The organism is Vibrio sp. B1ASS3, from assembly GCF_905175355.1.
Taxonomy (GTDB): Bacteria; Pseudomonadota; Gammaproteobacteria; order Enterobacterales; family Vibrionaceae; genus Vibrio; species Vibrio owensii.
Genome location: NZ_HG992742.1, coordinates 2709221 through 2726509 on the forward strand (window position 1 = coordinate 2709221; position 17289 = coordinate 2726509).

Annotated in this window: 12 protein-coding genes; 8 read left to right on the forward strand and 4 right to left on the reverse strand. The window is 47.5% G+C overall.

Annotation, left to right across the window (positions count from 1 at the left end; translation table 11 throughout):
- The first annotated feature begins 113 nt into the window (after nucleotides 1-113).
- The 7 genes from KJB05_RS12320 to KJB05_RS12350 all read left to right on the forward strand — a co-directional run bounded on the left by KJB05_RS12320 (nucleotide 114) and on the right by KJB05_RS12350 (nucleotide 6708).
- Complete coding sequence (locus KJB05_RS12320; protein WP_208443942.1) at nucleotides 114-980, forward strand: DUF72 domain-containing protein; 867 nt, start codon at nucleotides 114-116, stop codon at nucleotides 978-980.
- Nucleotides 981-1084: 104 nt separating this feature from the next.
- Complete coding sequence (cmoA, locus tag KJB05_RS12325; protein WP_005426299.1) at nucleotides 1085-1822, forward strand: carboxy-S-adenosyl-L-methionine synthase CmoA; 738 nt, start codon at nucleotides 1085-1087, stop codon at nucleotides 1820-1822.
- 105 nt (nucleotides 1823-1927) lie between these two features.
- Nucleotides 1928-2899, forward strand: a complete 972-nt coding sequence (gene cmoB, locus KJB05_RS12330) for a tRNA 5-methoxyuridine(34)/uridine 5-oxyacetic acid(34) synthase CmoB (RefSeq protein ID WP_009707086.1) — start codon at nucleotides 1928-1930, stop codon at nucleotides 2897-2899.
- 221 nt (nucleotides 2900-3120) lie between these two features.
- Nucleotides 3121-3867: an ATP-dependent zinc protease gene (locus KJB05_RS12335; protein ID WP_005441684.1), complete on the forward strand. Its 747-nt coding sequence runs from the start codon at nucleotides 3121-3123 to the stop codon at nucleotides 3865-3867.
- 11 nt (nucleotides 3868-3878) lie between these two features.
- The gene (locus KJB05_RS12340; RefSeq protein ID WP_208443941.1) at nucleotides 3879-5384 is read left to right on the forward strand and encodes an inactive transglutaminase family protein; all 1506 of its coding nucleotides are present in this window, start codon (nucleotides 3879-3881) and stop codon (nucleotides 5382-5384) included.
- Nucleotides 5385-5387: 3 nt separating this feature from the next.
- Nucleotides 5388-6356, forward strand: a complete 969-nt coding sequence (locus KJB05_RS12345; RefSeq protein ID WP_005441682.1) for an alpha-L-glutamate ligase-like protein — start codon at nucleotides 5388-5390, stop codon at nucleotides 6354-6356.
- 199 nt (nucleotides 6357-6555) lie between these two features.
- Nucleotides 6556-6708 carry a hypothetical protein gene (locus KJB05_RS12350; RefSeq protein ID WP_009707089.1) on the forward strand — a complete coding sequence of 51 codons (153 nt, stop codon included), beginning with the start codon at nucleotides 6556-6558 and terminating at the stop codon, nucleotides 6706-6708.
- 88 nt (nucleotides 6709-6796) lie between these two features.
- Here the strand turns inward: KJB05_RS12350 and KJB05_RS12355 are convergent, their stop codons facing one another.
- From KJB05_RS12355 to KJB05_RS12365, 3 genes are all read right to left on the reverse strand, one after another.
- Nucleotides 6797-8437 carry a GMC family oxidoreductase N-terminal domain-containing protein gene (locus KJB05_RS12355; protein WP_208443940.1) on the reverse strand — a complete coding sequence of 547 codons (1641 nt, stop codon included), beginning with the start codon at nucleotides 8435-8437 and terminating at the stop codon, nucleotides 6797-6799.
- The gene (locus KJB05_RS12360) at nucleotides 8424-9989 is read right to left on the reverse strand and encodes a long-chain fatty acid--CoA ligase (protein WP_208443939.1); all 1566 of its coding nucleotides are present in this window, start codon (nucleotides 9987-9989) and stop codon (nucleotides 8424-8426) included. Before KJB05_RS12360 ends, KJB05_RS12355 begins: the two co-directional genes overlap by 14 nt.
- Before the next feature lie 82 nt (nucleotides 9990-10071).
- Nucleotides 10072-11562, reverse strand: a complete 1491-nt coding sequence (locus KJB05_RS12365) for a coniferyl aldehyde dehydrogenase (RefSeq protein WP_208443938.1) — start codon at nucleotides 11560-11562, stop codon at nucleotides 10072-10074.
- A 165-nt stretch (nucleotides 11563-11727) separates the two neighbouring features.
- On the opposite strand from KJB05_RS12365, the gene KJB05_RS12370 reads away from it, so the two are divergent.
- Nucleotides 11728-12762 carry an AraC family transcriptional regulator gene (locus KJB05_RS12370; RefSeq protein ID WP_208443937.1) on the forward strand — a complete coding sequence of 345 codons (1035 nt, stop codon included), beginning with the start codon at nucleotides 11728-11730 and terminating at the stop codon, nucleotides 12760-12762.
- Nucleotides 12763-12825: 63 nt separating this feature from the next.
- Here KJB05_RS12370 and mukB read toward each other — a convergent pair whose 3' ends face one another.
- Nucleotides 12826-17289, reverse strand: a complete 4464-nt coding sequence (mukB, locus tag KJB05_RS12375; RefSeq protein ID WP_208443961.1) for a chromosome partition protein MukB — start codon at nucleotides 17287-17289, stop codon at nucleotides 12826-12828.

A 17289-nucleotide genomic window follows, 5' to 3' on the forward strand; every position in this document is an offset into this window, starting at 1 on the left:
AAATGTTCAAAAGCGCACCAAAGCGAAAAAATTGGTGGGGATTATAGCGTGAAATTACCCATTTCAGCAAAACTCTCGTAAAGTGGACTCAGGAAAAAACGTAAAGCAGAGATATGGATAATTTACCCCTTCGACTTGGATTGACCATGTGGTCGCACAACCAGTGGCAGCAAAGCTTTTATGGCAGTGGCACCAAACCCGCAGAGCGACTTGAAAAGTACGCGCAGGTGTTCCACACCGTAGAAGGCAACACCACCTTTTACGCCACACCGACTCTCAACACGGTGCAAAACTGGAAAGCCGCGACTCACGACGATTTCAAATTCACCTTTAAGTTGCCAAAAGCCATTACTCACGAACAGATGCTCAGAGGTTGCGACGAGCAGTTACGTGACTTTATGACGATCATGGAACCGCTTCATGAGCGTGTTGGGCAATGGACGATTCAGCTCCCTGCTGCATTTGGTCCAGAACACCTCGATAGATTAAAGAAGTTCTGTGCCAGCTTTCCGCCGAATTTCCCGCTTGGGGTGGAAGTTCGTCACATGGCGTTTTTCTCCAAAGGTGATGAAGAACGTGCGCTGAATCAGTGGCTATTAGAGAGCGGCATTGACCGCATTATCATGGACAGCCGGCCTGTATTCGCCGCGCAGCCTACGACTGAAGCGGTAATCGATGCCCACCAGAAAAAGCCTCGCGTTCCGGTTCATGCAATCGCAACCGCCAAGCACCCGATGATACGTTTTATCGGTCATCCAGACATGGACGACAACCTGCGCTTTTTCGAACCTTGGTTGAACAAGCTGCCGATGTGGATTGAACAAGGCATTCAACCGTACTTGATGATCCACACGCCAGATAACGTCTTAGCGCCAGAACTGGCTGAAAAGCTATATAAGCAGCTACAACTTAAGCTCTCACTGCCAAATTTGTCTGTATTTCCTGCCAACGATGGCAACTCGCAAATACAAATGTTTTAGACAAGCTTATAATTAAGCAAATGACAGAGGCGCGAATTTCCCATAAAATACGCGCCTTTTTTGATGCCTGACATTTCAGGCGGCTTGTATGCAGAGATTTGGTTATGAACCCTAAGAGCAATCCAGATACTATTTTTTCGGCTCCAATCGATAAAATTGGGGATTTCACGTTCGATGAACGCGTAGCGGAAGTTTTCCCTGACATGATTCAACGATCAGTGCCGGGTTACAGCAACATCATTTCTGCAATTGGTATGTTGGCAGAGCGCTTTGTTAAGCCTCACTCAAACATCTATGATCTTGGTTGTTCTTTGGGTGCTGCTACGCTGTCTATGCGTCGTCATATAAAACAAGAAGGTTGCCAAATCATTGCCGTGGACAACTCTCCTGCGATGGTTGAACGCTGTAAGCTTCACGTCAACGCGTACCGCAGTGATACGCCAGTTGATGTAGTCGAAGCGGATATTCGTAATATCGAAATCGAAAACGCATCTGTGGTGGTATTGAACTTCACGCTGCAGTTCCTTTCTCCGGAAGACCGCTATGCTCTACTAGAGAAAATCTACGCAGGTCTACGTCCGGGTGGCATTTTGATTCTTTCTGAGAAGTTCGTGTTTGAAGATGAAGTATCCAATGAGCTACTGATCGATCTTCATCACGACTTTAAACGTGCAAATGGCTATAGCGAACTTGAGATCAGCCAAAAGCGCAGCGCAATTGAAAACGTGATGCGCCCTGATTCAAAGAAAGATCATAAAGAGCGTTTCGCAGAAATTGGTTTCTCAAGCTACGACGTTTGGTTCCAGTGCTTTAACTTCGGTTCAATGTTTGCGATTAAATAGCGAGAAGCGAGAAGCGAGAAGCGAGAAGCGAGAAGCGAGAAGCGAGAAAGTCTTAACGTTTCGCATTTAGTGTCAATTTTTTAATTTATTACTCAGTGAAAAACTATGTTTAATTTTGCTAATTTTTATCAGTTAATCGCTCAAGACACTCGTCTTCAGCCGTGGCTAAACGTATTACCTCAACAGTTAACAGATTGGCAAAACGCTGAGCACGGTGACTTTGGTCGCTGGCTGAAAGCGCTGAACAAGATCCCACAAGGTGCACCAAACCAAGTGGACATCAAAAACTCAGTAACCATCAGCAACGATACGCCTTTCCATGAAGGTGAGCTGAAAAAGTTAGAAAGCCTACTGCGTACATTCCACCCATGGCGCAAAGGTCCATACACAGTGCACGGTATTCATATCGATACTGAATGGCGCAGCGACTGGAAATGGGATCGCGTTCTTCCGCACATCTCGCCACTAAAAAACCGCAGCGTGCTCGATGTAGGTTGTGGTAACGGCTACCACATGTGGCGCATGCTGGGTGAAGGTGCACGCCTAACGGTTGGTATCGACCCTTCTCACCTGTTCCTAATTCAGTTCGAAGCGATTCGTAAGTTAATGGGCGATGACCAACGCGCTCACCTTCTTCCATTAGGTATCGAACAACTACCGAAGTTAGAAGCGTTCGACACTGTATTTAGTATGGGCGTGCTTTACCACCGTCGCTCTCCACTGGATCACTTGGTGCAGCTAAAAGACCAGTTAGTATCAGGTGGCGAGCTTGTTCTGGAAACACTCGTTATCGAAGGCGATGAGAACGCGGTATTGGTTCCGACGTCTCGCTACGCGCAAATGCGTAACGTGTACTTCTTCCCGTCAGCGAAAGCACTGAAAGTGTGGTTAGAGTTGGTTGGCTTTAAAGATGTTCGTATCGTAGATGAAAACGTAACTTCTGTTGGAGAGCAACGCACCACAGACTGGATGACACATAACTCTCTACCAGATTACCTTGATCCAAACGACCCAAGTAAAACGGTTGAAGGCTATCCTGCGCCACGTCGCGCGATACTTGTGGCGACTAAGCCATAATTAACTGAGATTTCTGACATTGTCTTAACTCACTCCCGCCTTTAAGACATTAACCTCTCTTCGAATCTAATTAAGGATGCATTTTGCGTCCTTAATTTTTTGGCGTTTCGTCACTATTCCTCATTCTGTAAGAGACTGTCGCAGATTCTTGCTTGTGAGGGCTTGTCGATAACGCTAAACTCCTAAAAAACAAACAACTTAATCCAATCCCAAGGTTTTCAATGTTTATACGATTGACTCCGGTTGTTGCCATCGCCTTACTATCTGGTTGTACTTTAACCAAAGGCGAACAGTACCACCAAGAAACGTTAGCTGCTATTCAGGCTTCAGAAACGAATTTCAATACTCGCGTTACCAACTTAGAGCTTCAACTTAGTAACCAGTCGGATTACATCGAGAGTCTGGAAGGCCAAGTGGATAAGTTAAACGGCGAACTCAATACTTTCCGCAAAGAAGCAATGGATGAAGTGAGAAAGCCAAAAGAACCTATCATCGTTCAAGCTCCTGCTCCCGTTCAAGCAACTCCTACTCATGACATTGTCCTTGGCTCAATTGAGCGTGTGACAATCGATTCCATTAAGCAAACTTTCGACGCTCGCGTAGATACCGGCGCTGCAACTTCTTCACTGAACGCAGTCGATATTGAAGAATTCGAAAGAAATGGCAAAAACTGGGTGCGTTTCCACCTTGCTGACAATACCAAGTCAGATGAAGAGAAAGACATTTGGATTGAAGCGCCAATCATTCGCTATGTGAAAATCCGCCAAGCAACCAATGAAGAACTAGAGCGTCGCGCTGTAGTCGAACTTTGGGTGCGCGTTGGAAAAATTCATGAAAAAGCGCAATTTACGTTGGCAGATCGCTCTCAAATGAACCATCCTGTTTTACTAGGAAGAGAATTTATGCGCGACATCGCACTCGTCGATGTGAGCCGTAAATATATTCAAACGGAAGAAGAGAAAAAATAATAAGGTAGATTATGACGTCAAGAATACCGTTTTACCTGTCAATCATCCTTTTGGTGGTTGCAGGCATCGCTTTGAGTGTTTTCAGACATCAGAATTACGGCGTTCCATGGACTCCAGGTGAAACGCGTCAGGTTTGGGATGTTGAAGCCCGTATTGAATTCAATGCGAATGGCGGTGAAGTAAAAGCTTCTTTAGCCGCTCCTCACACGCAAAAAGGCTACACCTTGATTGGTGAGTCTGCGTCCTCTCCAGGTTACGGTGTGTCTTACGTAAACTCTGATTCAGGTCGTCGTGCTGAATGGTCAATCCGCCAAGCAACTGGCGCACAAACCATTTACTACAAAGCCCAATTCTTGGTTGATCCACAAGCAAAAGTGGATGAGCAACCACCAACAGGCGAAATCACTAAGCCTACCCTATCAGCACCACAACAAGCGGCAGCAAATGCTCTGATTGAGCGCGCAATGAGCCGTTCGGCAGACAATGAGACGTTTGCCCGTGAGCTGATCAAAACGCTTAACGATCCAGATAGCCAAAACGCAGCGCTTATCTTGAACGACTTTGACCGTACTGCTGCATTGCAAAAGATCCTGCTTACTGCGGGTGTGCAGAGCAAAACAGTTGGGGTTATCGAATTAGAAGATGGCCGCCGTCGTCAAACGATTCAACCAATGGTTCAAGTTTGGTCTGGTGATAAATGGGTTCTCTTCTCTCCTAATTCAGAGCAAGCAGCTGCACAGCCTAACCTTCTGGTTTGGGATGAATCCAACGTCTCTCTACTTGACCTAGTGGGCGGTAAGAACAGCCAAGTCCACTTCTCGATGATTAAGCAAGAGCTGACACCACAAGAAGCAACGGACAATAAGGTTGAAGCGGACGGTCTTTTAAACCTATCGATTCATAGCCTGCCTCTTGAAGAGCAAGCGATGTTCAAAACCATCATGTTGATCCCAATTGGTGCTCTGATTGTTGTGTTCTTGCGCGTGATTATCGGTCTTAAAACGTCCGGTACCTTCATGCCAGTACTGATTGCGGTTGCCTTTGTTCAAACCCAGCTTGTTACGGGTATTGTGGGCTTCCTATTGATTGTCGGTACGGGTCTGATAATTCGAAGTTACCTCTCGAGGCTTAACTTACTTCTGGTCGCGAGGATATCCGCGGTTATCATCACCGTAATCATGATCATCTCTGTGTTCACCGTTGTGGCATTCAAGATTGGTCTGACTGAAGGTCTAACGATTACCTTCTTCCCAATGATCATCTTGTCATGGACTATCGAACGTATGTCGATTCTATGGGAAGAAGAAGGCGCGAAAGAAGTTGCGCTTCAAGGTGGTGGTTCACTACTAACAGCGGTACTGGTTTACTTAGCAATGACTAACACCTACATCCAGCACCTAACGTTTAACTTTATCGGCCTACAGCTCATTGTACTGGCAGGTATTCTACTACTAGGTACATACACGGGTTACCGTCTAACTGAACTACGTCGCTTTAAACCACTAGCGGAGGACTAAACGATGTTTGAACGTTTTACTTCGCCAGCAAAACTTCGCCATAAAGGCATTATGGGCATGAACAAGCGTAACCATAGTTACATTGGTCGCTACAATGATCGCTCTAAATACCCTTTGGTGGATGACAAGCTAAAAACCAAAATCATTGCTGAAGCAGCAGGCGCAACTGTGCCTGCTCTTATCGGCGTGATTGCTAGCCAAGCTGAAGTTAAAAAGATTCACAAGATGGTCGAAAAGTGGCCAGGCTTTGTGATTAAGCCAGCGCAAGGAAGTGGCGGTAAAGGTATCTTGGTTATCACTTCGCACAAAGATGGTGTCTACACTAAACCATCTGGTGCAACTTGTAATAAAGAAGAAGTTGAGCGTCACATCAGTAACGCCTTAGCGGGTCTATTCTCCCTTGGTGGTAAGAACGATGTGGCCGTGGTTGAAAACTTGATTAAGTTTGACGACTGTTTCGACGGCTTCAGTTACGAAGGTGTGCCAGACGTACGTATCATTGTATTTAAGGGCTACCCTGTGATGGCAATGATGCGTTGTTCTACTGCGGCATCCGACGGCAAAGCTAACCTTCACCAAGGTGCCGTTGGCGTTGGCATCGACATTGCCACCGGTAAAGCGATTCGTGCGGTGCAGTTCGACCAACCCGTCACTCATCACCCAGATACGGGTAAAGACCTGTCGACACTGCAAGTGCCTCATTGGGAGCGCTTGTTAGAGCTTGCGTCCAGTGCTTGGGAAATGACAGGTCTAGGTTACATGGGCACCGACATGGTATTGGACAAAGAAGAAGGTCCAATGGTTCTGGAGCTAAACGCTCGCCCTGGTCTAGCAATCCAAATTGCAAACGGTGCAGGTCTCCTACCTCGCTTGAAACACATTGAGAATCTTGGCACTCCTGCTGAATATCCAAAACCAAAAGAGCGTGTTGCGTACGCAGCAGAGCAATTTGGCGTAAAATCTCAGTTCTAATCTAATCGCTAGCAGCCATTCTCGTGGTTGCTAGCTTTCTTTTCATATTTGAGCGCTATCGCTCTCTTCTTAAGTAATTCATCGTTTTTATCACTGCAATCGATGATCCAGCTAACAAAATACACATCGATCGTTTCTTTTTTCTGCTGATTTTTGATTTTATATTTTCTCCCCCTTACTCAACTCAAGAGGTTGGGCGATGCTAACAAAAGAAACTAATAACAATGATACTCCGCTTGTTGAACAAGAGAACTTTGACCAGCACTTACAACGTTTGTCGGAAATCTCTGTCCAAGCACTTGATGAGCTTGCTGAAATGATCGAAAAAGGAAACGACCTTTCAGAAGAATAGGACTTACCTTTTCACATTTAAGCGCCTGCTAAAAAAGCCGAGACTGTTGCCCTACAGCTCGGCTTATTTCATTTTTGAAGGGGGTTGTTTATATCAAAGCGTTAGCTGGCTTATCAAAGCTCTCATCTAGACGATAATTTGCTTTGATGGTATCCGCCACTTTCTCTGCAATCATGATGGTTGGCGCATTGGTATTCCCGCCCACCAGCGTCGGCATGATAGAGGCATCGACAACTCTCAGAGCCTCCAAACCATAGAGCTTAAGCTCGTTATCAACCACCGCCAGAGGGTCGCTCTTAGTCCCCATTTTACAAGTGCCGATTGGATGATATTGCGTGTCAGCGCGATTACGAATGTCCTGTTCAATCGCTTTGTCATCGGAAGCATCAACTGGATAGAAGTTCTCTCCGCGAATATCCGCGAACGCTTCACTCTCTAGCATCTGATGCTGCTTCTTCCAGCCTTTGATCATGATCTCCATGTCTTCTGGGTGGCTGAAAAATGCAGGGTCGATACGCGGTTCATCATAAGGGTTGGTACTATTGAGTTTAACGGTGCCAATGCTCTTTGGTCTTAGTAAAGTGACGTGAGAGCTAAAACCATGGCTCATGTGCATTTTGCGCGCATGGTCATCGACAACCGCAACAACGAAAACGAATTCCAAATCCGGTACTCCTACCTCGTCATCAGAGCAAAGAAATCCAATGCCCTCGGCAAAGTTACTGCTCATTTTTCCACTGCGTGCTTTCATCCACTGTGGCAAAGCTTTGGTCATCTCTGTTGCCATTTGCAGAGAAACACCGAACGTATCGCGCTTCGCTGTGCATCGATAGGTATGCACTAGGTCAATGTGGTCTTGTAAGTTTTCGCCAACGCCCGGCAGTTCATGAACTTGCTCTATCCCATGCGCTTGTAAATCTTGTTTGGCCCCAACACCAGATAGCATCAGGATTTGTGGCGAGCCGAATGCTCCTGCAGAGAGAATCACCTCTTTATTGCACTTGATCTGAAAGCTATGCCCTTTCAAGCCATATTCCACGCCAACCGCTCGTTTGTCTTCAAACAGCACTTTGTGCGTAGTCGCCTTAGTGATAACGGTCAGATTCGGCCGGTGTAAATTAGGAGTTAGATAAGCTTTGGCGGCACTGCATCGCTCGCCATTGATTTGCGTGACTTGCGTTTGCATGGCGCCTAGCTGATCTGCGCCATTTATATCTGGATTACGAGGTACGCCGATTGATTCACATGCATCTAAGAAGCGCTCTACAACGCCACTCGGTGAACGTAGGTTAGCAACATTAAGTGGCCCACCTTGCCCATGAAATTCATCATGATGGACTTCGTTATTTTCTGCTTTCTTGAAGTACGGCAGGCAATCTTGATAGCTCCACCCTTCATTGCCAAGGCTTGCCCAAAGATCGTAGTCGTATCGGTGTCCTCTGGCATACATCATCGCGTTGATAGAACTCGAGCCACCTAACGTCTTGCCCCTTGGTTGATAACCCTTGCGACCATTCAAGCCCGATTGAGGAATGGTTTCAAAACCCCAGTTGTTTATTTTGGTTGGCATCATCGCTACCACACCAACTGGCGTATGAATAAATGGGCTTGAATCCGGCCCGCCCGCTTCCAACAAGCATACGGTGACACTAGGATCTTCAGTGAGTCGAGACGCTAAAACACATCCGGCTGAACCACCGCCAACAACAATAAAATCATAACTGTCCATCATCTACCTCCGCGACATCTAAAGGGTGAAGCTCTCGCTTTAAAATCTTGCCTGTGGCAGTCATAGGCAGTGCTTTACGAATGAAAACACGGCGTGGGTATTTGTAGTCAGCAAGTTGTTCACGGCACCAAGTAATTAAAGTGTCGGGGCGACAATGCGCATCTTGGTGAAGCACGACATGGGCATGTACTTCTTCACCTAGGCGGTCATCATGCTCACCAACGACAGCCACCATCTCTACATCGGGATGGCACATCAAGACTTCTTCAATCTCACGCGGATACACGTTGTAGCCACCGCGGATAATCATGTCTTTTACACGATCGACGATAAACAAATTACCGTGCTCATCCACACGTCCAATATCACCAGTTAAGAACCAACCATCACGTAACGCATCACGAGTGGCTTCTGGTCGTCCGTAGTAGCCTTTCATTACACTTGGGCTTTTTATACAGACTTCACCTAACTCCCCGATTGGTCGGGCTTGACCTTTTACATCGGCAATCTTAATCACGTAGCCACACAATGGTTGCCCGACACTGCCTGGCAGTCTGTCCCCATCAATATGATTAAACGTGGCCACTGGTGCGGTTTCTGACAACCCATAACCTTCTAACACCGGAAGCTCAAAGCGGTGCTCAAACTGGCGAATCACTTCTACCGGCATAGAGGCACCACCAGAAACGCCTAAGCGAAGGCTATGTTTCACCAATTCAGAATGCTCCGGAGATTGTTCGCCCGCTCTAAGCAGTGCGATATACATGGTTGGCACACCAGCAAATACGCTGACTTTATGTTGGATGATTTGCTCAATGACGAACTTCGGTTCAAAGCGTGGGATCAACACCATGGTAGAGCCTGTCAGCACGCTGGCGTTCATCATGACGGTTTGACCGAAACTGTGGAACAGCGGCAAGGTTGCCATGGTCGTGTCGCTGTATTCCAAGCGCATCAGATATTGAGAGGACATGGCATTGGTCAGCATATTCGTGTGGGACAGTTCCGCTCCTTTCGGCTGGCCTGTGGTACCCGAGGTATAAAGAATCACCGCGGTGTCGTCGCCGTGCCTTGTCACCGATTCAAAAGACTCGAGTTCTTCGGCAAGCCAAGCGTCTATTGCATGCTCCCCTTCCTCAGATTGAGCTGAGAGCGAGATAAAATGTTCGCACTGCTCGGCCTTAGAAAAACCTTGTCTGCCATAGCTTCCCATTGGCAGTTCTTCGCTTCCTTCAAAACAGAAATACGCTTTAGCATCAGAATCATTGAGGTGATAAGCGATCTCTCGCCCTTTAAACAACACATTCAAAGGCACAACCACGCAACCTGCTTTTAAAATGCCGTAATACACCATGGGGAAATAAGTGATGTTTGGACAAGACAGCGCAACTTTATCTCCGACTGCAAGTCCCAGTCGCTTCAAGTTGGCAGCGATGTTACCTGCGAATTTGTCGAGTAGTGCGTAACTGATTTCATCATCGCCCATCCTGAGCGCCGCTTTAGAAGGAAAGAGCGCAGCACTGCGCTCCAGATTGACAGCAAGGTTGTGCATCCATGATCTCCTTTGTTTCGAAAGGCAGTCAGCGAGTGTCGACTGCCGAAGATTCTTTATGTCGAGAGGTAAGAATTGAGAGTTACGAGTGCTTGTTTAAATCTGGGTCGGGTTTGCCCGCGAACACACGTAACACCAGTTTTTGCAATACGTTTCCGTATGGCGGTGCAAACAACTGAATCGGGAACCAATCGCGCATTTTAAGTACCGTGCGTGCATGGCTGAGTTCACGGAAACCTTCTTCGCCGTGGTAATTACCAATACCGGAGTTACCTACTCCGCCAAAAGGCACCGAATGATTGAGCACATGCCATCCCCAGTCGTTAATGGTGACCCCACCACTGTGGGTTTGAGTAAGCAAGGTTTCACGTTGTTCTGAGTTGTTGCTAAACAGATAGCAAGCCAGTGGTCGAGGTCTTTGGACGATGTACTGAATCACTTCGTCGATTGAACGATAGGTATGCACTGGCAAAAGAGGCCCAAAGATCTCTTCTTGGCAGATACGCATTTCGGGTGTCAGGTTGGTCGCGATGTACAACGGCGTTTTTCGCCCTTCGCCATAATCAAGACATTGGGTAATGGTCGCCCCTTTCTCGCGTGCATCATTGAGTAAGTCATGGAAGCGTTTGTGCTGTGCCTCATCCACCAGTGCGGTGTAATCCTGATTGGCTTTGATTTCGCCATACATAGTTTGATGAGCAAGCTTTAACACCTCGACAAAAGCCTCTTGCTTACCTTCTGGTACAAAGGCGTAATCGGGTGCGATACAGATTTGACCAGAGTTAAAGCCCTTACCATGAGCAATACGTTCTGCTGCTTTGGCGACATCGTAATCGTCAAACACCACCACAGGGGATTTTCCCCCTAATTCGAGGGTCACAGGCGTAAGGTTCGCAGCCGCATTCGCCATGATGATCTTTCCGCTTGCTGGCGATCCGGTGAACACCAAATGATCAAAAGGTAAATGAGAGATTTCCATCGCTTCAGGATGATTACCTTCGACAATACGCACTAAGTTCTCTGGGTAAATTTCTCCGAGCATACGGCGCAGTTGACGGGTGGTTTCTGGGCAATTTGGGGGCATCTTGATCATGCAGCGGTTGCCCGCGGCTAGCGCGGTGATCATAGGGCCAATAGAAAGATACAAAGGGAAGTTCCAAGGACAAATGATGCCTACCACCCCTTTAGGTTGATAACGCACTTCCAGCTTATTGCCTTTGAACAACCATTCAGTAGGTCGACGGCTTGGTTTCATCCAACCTTTTAGGTGTTTAACTACGTGGTTGATATCTAGAATCGGTGCCAATACATCTGCCATGATAGATTCGGTATGGCTTCGACCACCAAAGTCTTGGCTCATAGCCTCTGCTAGTACATCTTGATATCGGGAAAGCTGCTTTTTTAAGGCTAATAAACGATGCTTTCTCACCGCGTAACTCGATAAAGGCTCAGCTTGATACGCCGATTTCAATTCATCGAACCACTTTTCAAGTTCACTTACTGTTGGGTCATTCGTCGCTATCATTCCTTGATCGCGTAGCACTTCCTTATCTTGCTTTGCCAGTACATTCATGTTTCTCTCCAACTGTGCAATTTATTCAATTACAACATTTTGATAACATGCCGCACAGGTTACAAAAAGACAATAAACGGTGATATTCGGACAGCTTTGCGACAGACATGACTGAATAACATCCCAATACCCGCTAGGATTGATCCGAATGTAAAGGGGGCAACGATGGAATACACCGCTGTTTATGAGCCAGATACCCAAGCTTGTGGTGTTTTGGATTTACAGTTACTCAATCGCTATCTAGAGCCTAGCGTGAGTATTGAGGCCCTACTCGCGGGCAGTGGCATCAATGCGCCTCAGCTTTATGCTCCCGATACCCATATTACCCTCGCGCAAAAACTGGCGGTATTTAGCAATGCTTTGGCTCAGTCAGACGAGCCCGGAATTGGGTTAAAAGTCGGACAGCAAGCAAGGTTCAGTGACTTTGGGGTGCTAGGTTATGCGGTGTTCAGTAGTAATACCCTACTCGATGCCCTCATGATGGGTTTTAAGTACCTGAGACTTGCAGGCCCTGTATTAAAGAAGAAGATGTGGGTGGAAGATAATTCTGGTTACTTTCGCGCTGAACAACTGATAGACCTACAATCGCTCTTACCGTTTTGTTGTGAATACTGGTTTGCGGCGATTCAGAATCTTTGTGAAGAAGTCATGCAGAAGCCCTTCCCTTCAACCGTGATCCGCTTCCCCTATCCAGAACCTGAGTACAGTGAGCTGTATGAGCAAGTATTCCACTGCAAAATTGAGTTCAACAGTAATCAATTAGAATGGCAGTTCGATGCCACCAGCTTGTTTGAACCGTTGCCCGCAGCCAATACCATGACATTGCAGATGTGCTTAAAGTCATGCGATGAAATGCTGGCAAAAGTGAGTGGCAATGCCAGTTTGAAAGAGAAGATCACCCAGATGTTCGTCGAAAGACCAGGCAGCTACCCTTCAATAGAAGCCCTATCTGCTGAGCTAGGTATGTCTTCAAGAACATTGCGACGTCATCTCAAATCGGAAGAAAGCAGCTATCAGCAAATCCTTGATCATGTTCGTTTCCACTTGGCTCGTCATTACCTTGCGTCAACACAAATGAGCGTCGAAGAGATCTCGGAACGCATTGGTTTCTCAGACAGTGCGAACTTCCGTCATGCTTTTCGTAAATGGAGCGGCAACTCACCAAAGCAATATCGTCAAGAAGCAAATCTTACGACTTGAGCTTTGATACAACAGATACAAAAACGCCCGCGTTCATTGCGGGCGTTTTATTAGATTCGGAGTTTACGATTCAAACTCTTCAATCATCTCTTGTGCTTCGGTCTTAGGCTTATCCGTTTGACCAAAACCGCGCAGACCCACTACGTGTACGTGTTCGTGGTCTTTAAACACCTGACGCACCAGTTTGTAGGTCGTACCTTTCTCTGGGCTGATGTTTTCTGGTGCCGCGATAAGAAGCTGCATATCCAGACGGTCACACAATTCGAACAATGTCGCGATCGATTTCGCATCCAGACGCGCTGCTTCATCTAAGAACAGCAGACGACAAGGCACAATGTCTTTACTGCGCAGGCGGCGTGATTCTTCTTCCCAGCTTTGAACAACCATCAGTAGGATTGACTGACCAGTACCGATCGCCTCACCTGTTGATAGCGCGCCAGACTCAGCCTGTAGCCAACCATCTGTACCACGGTTCACTTCTACACTTAGCTCTAGGTAGTTACGGTAATCCAGTAGCTCTTCACCCAGAACCTGAGGAGAACGTTGACCCATATCGATATGTGGGTTCACGCGTTGGAACAGCTTCGCCATTGCTTCAGAGAAGGTAAAGCGAGTCGATTCAAACAGATCTTTATGCTGCTCTTGTTGTGTCGCTAGGCCGTTCAGTAGCACTTCGTGACTTTCGCGGATCTTCACGTTTAGACGTACGCCCTTCACCTGACCAAACGAAATGTTCGACAGGCCTTGGTTCAGCATACGAATACGGTTTTGCTCACGCTGAATCGTCTTCTTGATGATGCTCGCTACCGACTCAGAGCTGATCGCTAGGCGGTTTTCACGTTGCGTTAGCTCTTCTGTTAGACGCGCTAGCTCTACTTCCATCTCTTCGATCGCTTCAACTGGATCATCAGTACGGATGATATCCTGACGAATACGCTCACGAAGATGTTGGTAAACCGCGATGTAGAACAGAACTTTACGCTCTGGACGTGCGTTGTCTTCTGATAGACGCAGCGCATCACGCAGGTCGTCATTGTTCGCAACCGCTAGACGCAGCGCACCCAATGATTTATCAGACATTGAACGCAGTTCATCCGCTGACATGTAAGCCAGTTCACGCTTGTGTAGACGACGCTCAACATCGTTCTCTCGCGCCAGACGAAGTACTGAACACCAGCCAGCTTTCGCTGCAACCACGAACGTACGCAACTCAACGTATTCTTTCTGAACTTTCTTCAGACGTTTCGCCAAGCCTTTCATCTCTAATTCAGTAGAGGTGAGCGTGCGCTCGTATTCGCTCTTACGGCTACGAGACGTGTGTAGACGCTCATGCAACTCATCACGACGACGCATTGCACGCTCTTCTGCACCTTCGTCCGCGTTCACGCCAAACTCTTGAAGTTCTTGTTTGAACTCTTGAACCGTTTCCAGTTTCGCTTGGTGTGAACTCTTCAGAGAAGCCAATACTTGGTTGTATTGGTTCATTTGACCTTGCGATTGTTTCAACTCTTCACGAGAGCGAGTACGCATTTGTTCAGCTTGAACCAGTTTTGCTTTTAGCTGTTCGCTCAGCTCACTGCTCTTGTTCAGTAGGTCTACTGAATCTGAATAAGCGAAGTAGTGGCGACGTTCAACGAGATCCGAGAGCGCAAAGATTTGCTTCTTAAGATCTTGTAGCTGTTCGTCTGCCGCTTTGTATTCCGCTTCTAGTGCATCGAATTGCTCTGGATCGGCATCTAGGGCAACTGCGACTTTTTCCAGTTCCGCCACCGCTTTCGCGTGGTTATTTAGGAAAGCTTTTGCTTCTGAAAGCTGGGCGATTTTCTCTTCCAACTCATCAAAGCGTGCTTGCAGCGACTCGTCTTCAATCAACGCCATGTTTGGTGCTAGCTTGTCTAGAGAAGACAATGCTTGCTTGCTGGTTTGCAGTTGAGAACGTTGCTGCTGCTCTTTTGCATCCAGATCAGCCAGTACGCGCGCAATTTGGTTACGCTTGTCGCGAATGGTTGCCAATGCTTGCTCTGGGTCAGCTTCGAATGCTACTTGAATGTGGCTTGCCACAAACTGGTTGAAAGCTTGATACAGACGCTGCATCTTTTGCGAATCGAATGCTGCTTTCGCGTGCTTCTCAACCACTTCTTCACGTTCGTTACGTAGTAGCTCTAAACGCTGCTCACGTGCCGCACGACCAAACAGTGGGATTTCAGGCAAACGAGAGTAACGCATTTGACGATCGTTCATGCGAACGCAAACCGCGCCTTCTAGCTCTTCTGCGTCGAATGAGCTGTCATCAAAGGCGTCGATGTCACCTTCAATGATGTACAAGTCTTCTGGACAGTCGTCTAGCTCTACCAGTTTCTCTTCGATACCAGATAGGTCAGAAACAACGATAGCGTGACGAGCCGGGCCGTACATCGCACTGAAGTAAGGCGCGTCATCAATTGTAATGTCATCGTAGATCTCAGACAGCAATACGCCGCCTAGAGTATCAGCCAAACCTTTCAGGCGAGGGTCGTTTGAACCACCAGGAGAAGCAAGACGTTCAATCTCAGTGTCAAGTTGGCTGCGACGCTCTGCCAGTTTGTCTTTCGCCAGAGAAAGGGTCTTCTCTTGCTCAAGCACCACTTGCATTTGGCTCATGACTGACTGGCTATCTTCTAGCTCAGCGCCACTTTGCTCACGCAGTTTTTCTAGCGCATCGTTCGCTGCAATCCACGTTGGAGCAATGGCTTCTAGCTTGTTGATTTCCGCTGCTGCATCTTGCTCTAGACGACGCTGTTCGCTGCGTTGTTCACGCACGTCTTCTTGCGTCATTTCTAGCGAGTCGATTTGCATCGCGTGACGCTCACGTTCTTGTTCAAACGTGATTTCGTCAGTCAGTTCAACATGGAACTGCTTTTGGTATTCGTTGACTAGCTCACGCGCTTGACGTTGCTGGTTAAGGCTACGCTCAAGGTCACGATGCTGTGCACGCCATTGTTGTTCGTTTTGCGCAACTTGCTGAGATTCACGCGCTTTCGCAATTGCGGTTTTCGCATGTTCAGACGCGTCTTTGCGCTCAACTTGACCAACGATGCTTTGTACCAGTTTAAGCGCGGTTTCGAACTGCTCTGCCGCTGCAGAAGACATGTCCAGTTTGTGCTTAACCGATAGCAACGCGTTGGTGCTTTCTGATTCTTTGCTCTTAAGCTCAGAGACGAGCGCTTGAGCCGATTCTGCCGTTAGGCTGTCATCGCCAAGTAGTTGCTTCGCTTTCTCCAGCGCTTGAACCGCTTGTTGGTATTGAAGTGCACGAGTTTGCTGAACGTCAAGTGCTTGTTGGTAGTCAGCCAGTTGCGTCTTAAGGCTATCCACCTCTTCTTCCGCAACGGTCGCTTGCTCTTCCACCATCATCACGCGTTCTTGCGCTTCTTCCACTACCATCATTTGTTCTTCAAGACGCTCACTCAGCTCTTCAAGATCTTCTTGGTAGCGTTCGATCTTCTCTTGCTGACGCAGTGCATTTTGCACCAGTTGCAAGTGATCCGAAGCCGCTTGGTAATCTTGCTCTAGAGCAGATTCCGACTCGATCAGCAGTTCTAGCTCTTCTTGAACGCGGTTAAGCAGGTTGTTTTGCTCAACGAGAGTTTCACGAGAACCGAACAGCTCTGAACGCAATGACAACGTTTTATCCAGCTTGTTACGACGATCGTTCGCGTGACGCATGTAGTCCGCCGCCACGTAGTTAGTCGACTCTGTGATCAAGTGCTTGAACAAGTCGCGGTCTGCTTGCGTGGTTTTGATCGCTTCTAGCGTCATGCGGTTTTCACGCAGCGCCGATTCCATATCTTGGAACGCTTTCTTCACGCCGCCGTTTTGTGGCAGAAGGTAGTCACGTAGCGAGCGTGTAATCGCACTTGAGATACCACCGTAAAGCGATGCTTCGATCAGGCGGTAGAATTTAGAACGGTCACCAGAGTTACGCAGTTTCTTCGGAATCACACCGAATTCAAACATTTGCGCGTGGTAATCCACGATAGAAGAGAAGGCTTTGAATTGAACACCTTCAAATTCCGCGATCGATTCTTTTACTTCGTTGATTTGACGTACACGAGCTTGAGTCGCTGATACGCTTTCAATCAAGATATCCGTTGGTTTCACATGGCTTGGAAGACCTTGGATAACAAACGGTTTGATGTCTACTTTCTTATCACGACCCGCAACTTGCTGCAGTTTTACTGCGAACAATAGGCGTTGGTTACGTGAGTTCACCACGTCTAGCGCCGCATAACACGCGCCCGGCTGTAGCTTACCGTACAAACCTTTATCGCGAGACGATTGGCTGCTGCCTGCTTCTGTCGTGTTACGGAAGTGCAGTAGCGTTTGGTCAGGAATCAATGCGGTGATGAACGCCGCCATTGTGGTTGATTTACCTGCACCGTTACCACCTGATAGCGTGGTGACCAGACCATCGATGTCAAACGTACGGGCAAAGAAGCCGTTCCAGTTGACCATGGTCAGCGATTGGTATTTACCGCGTTCAATCAT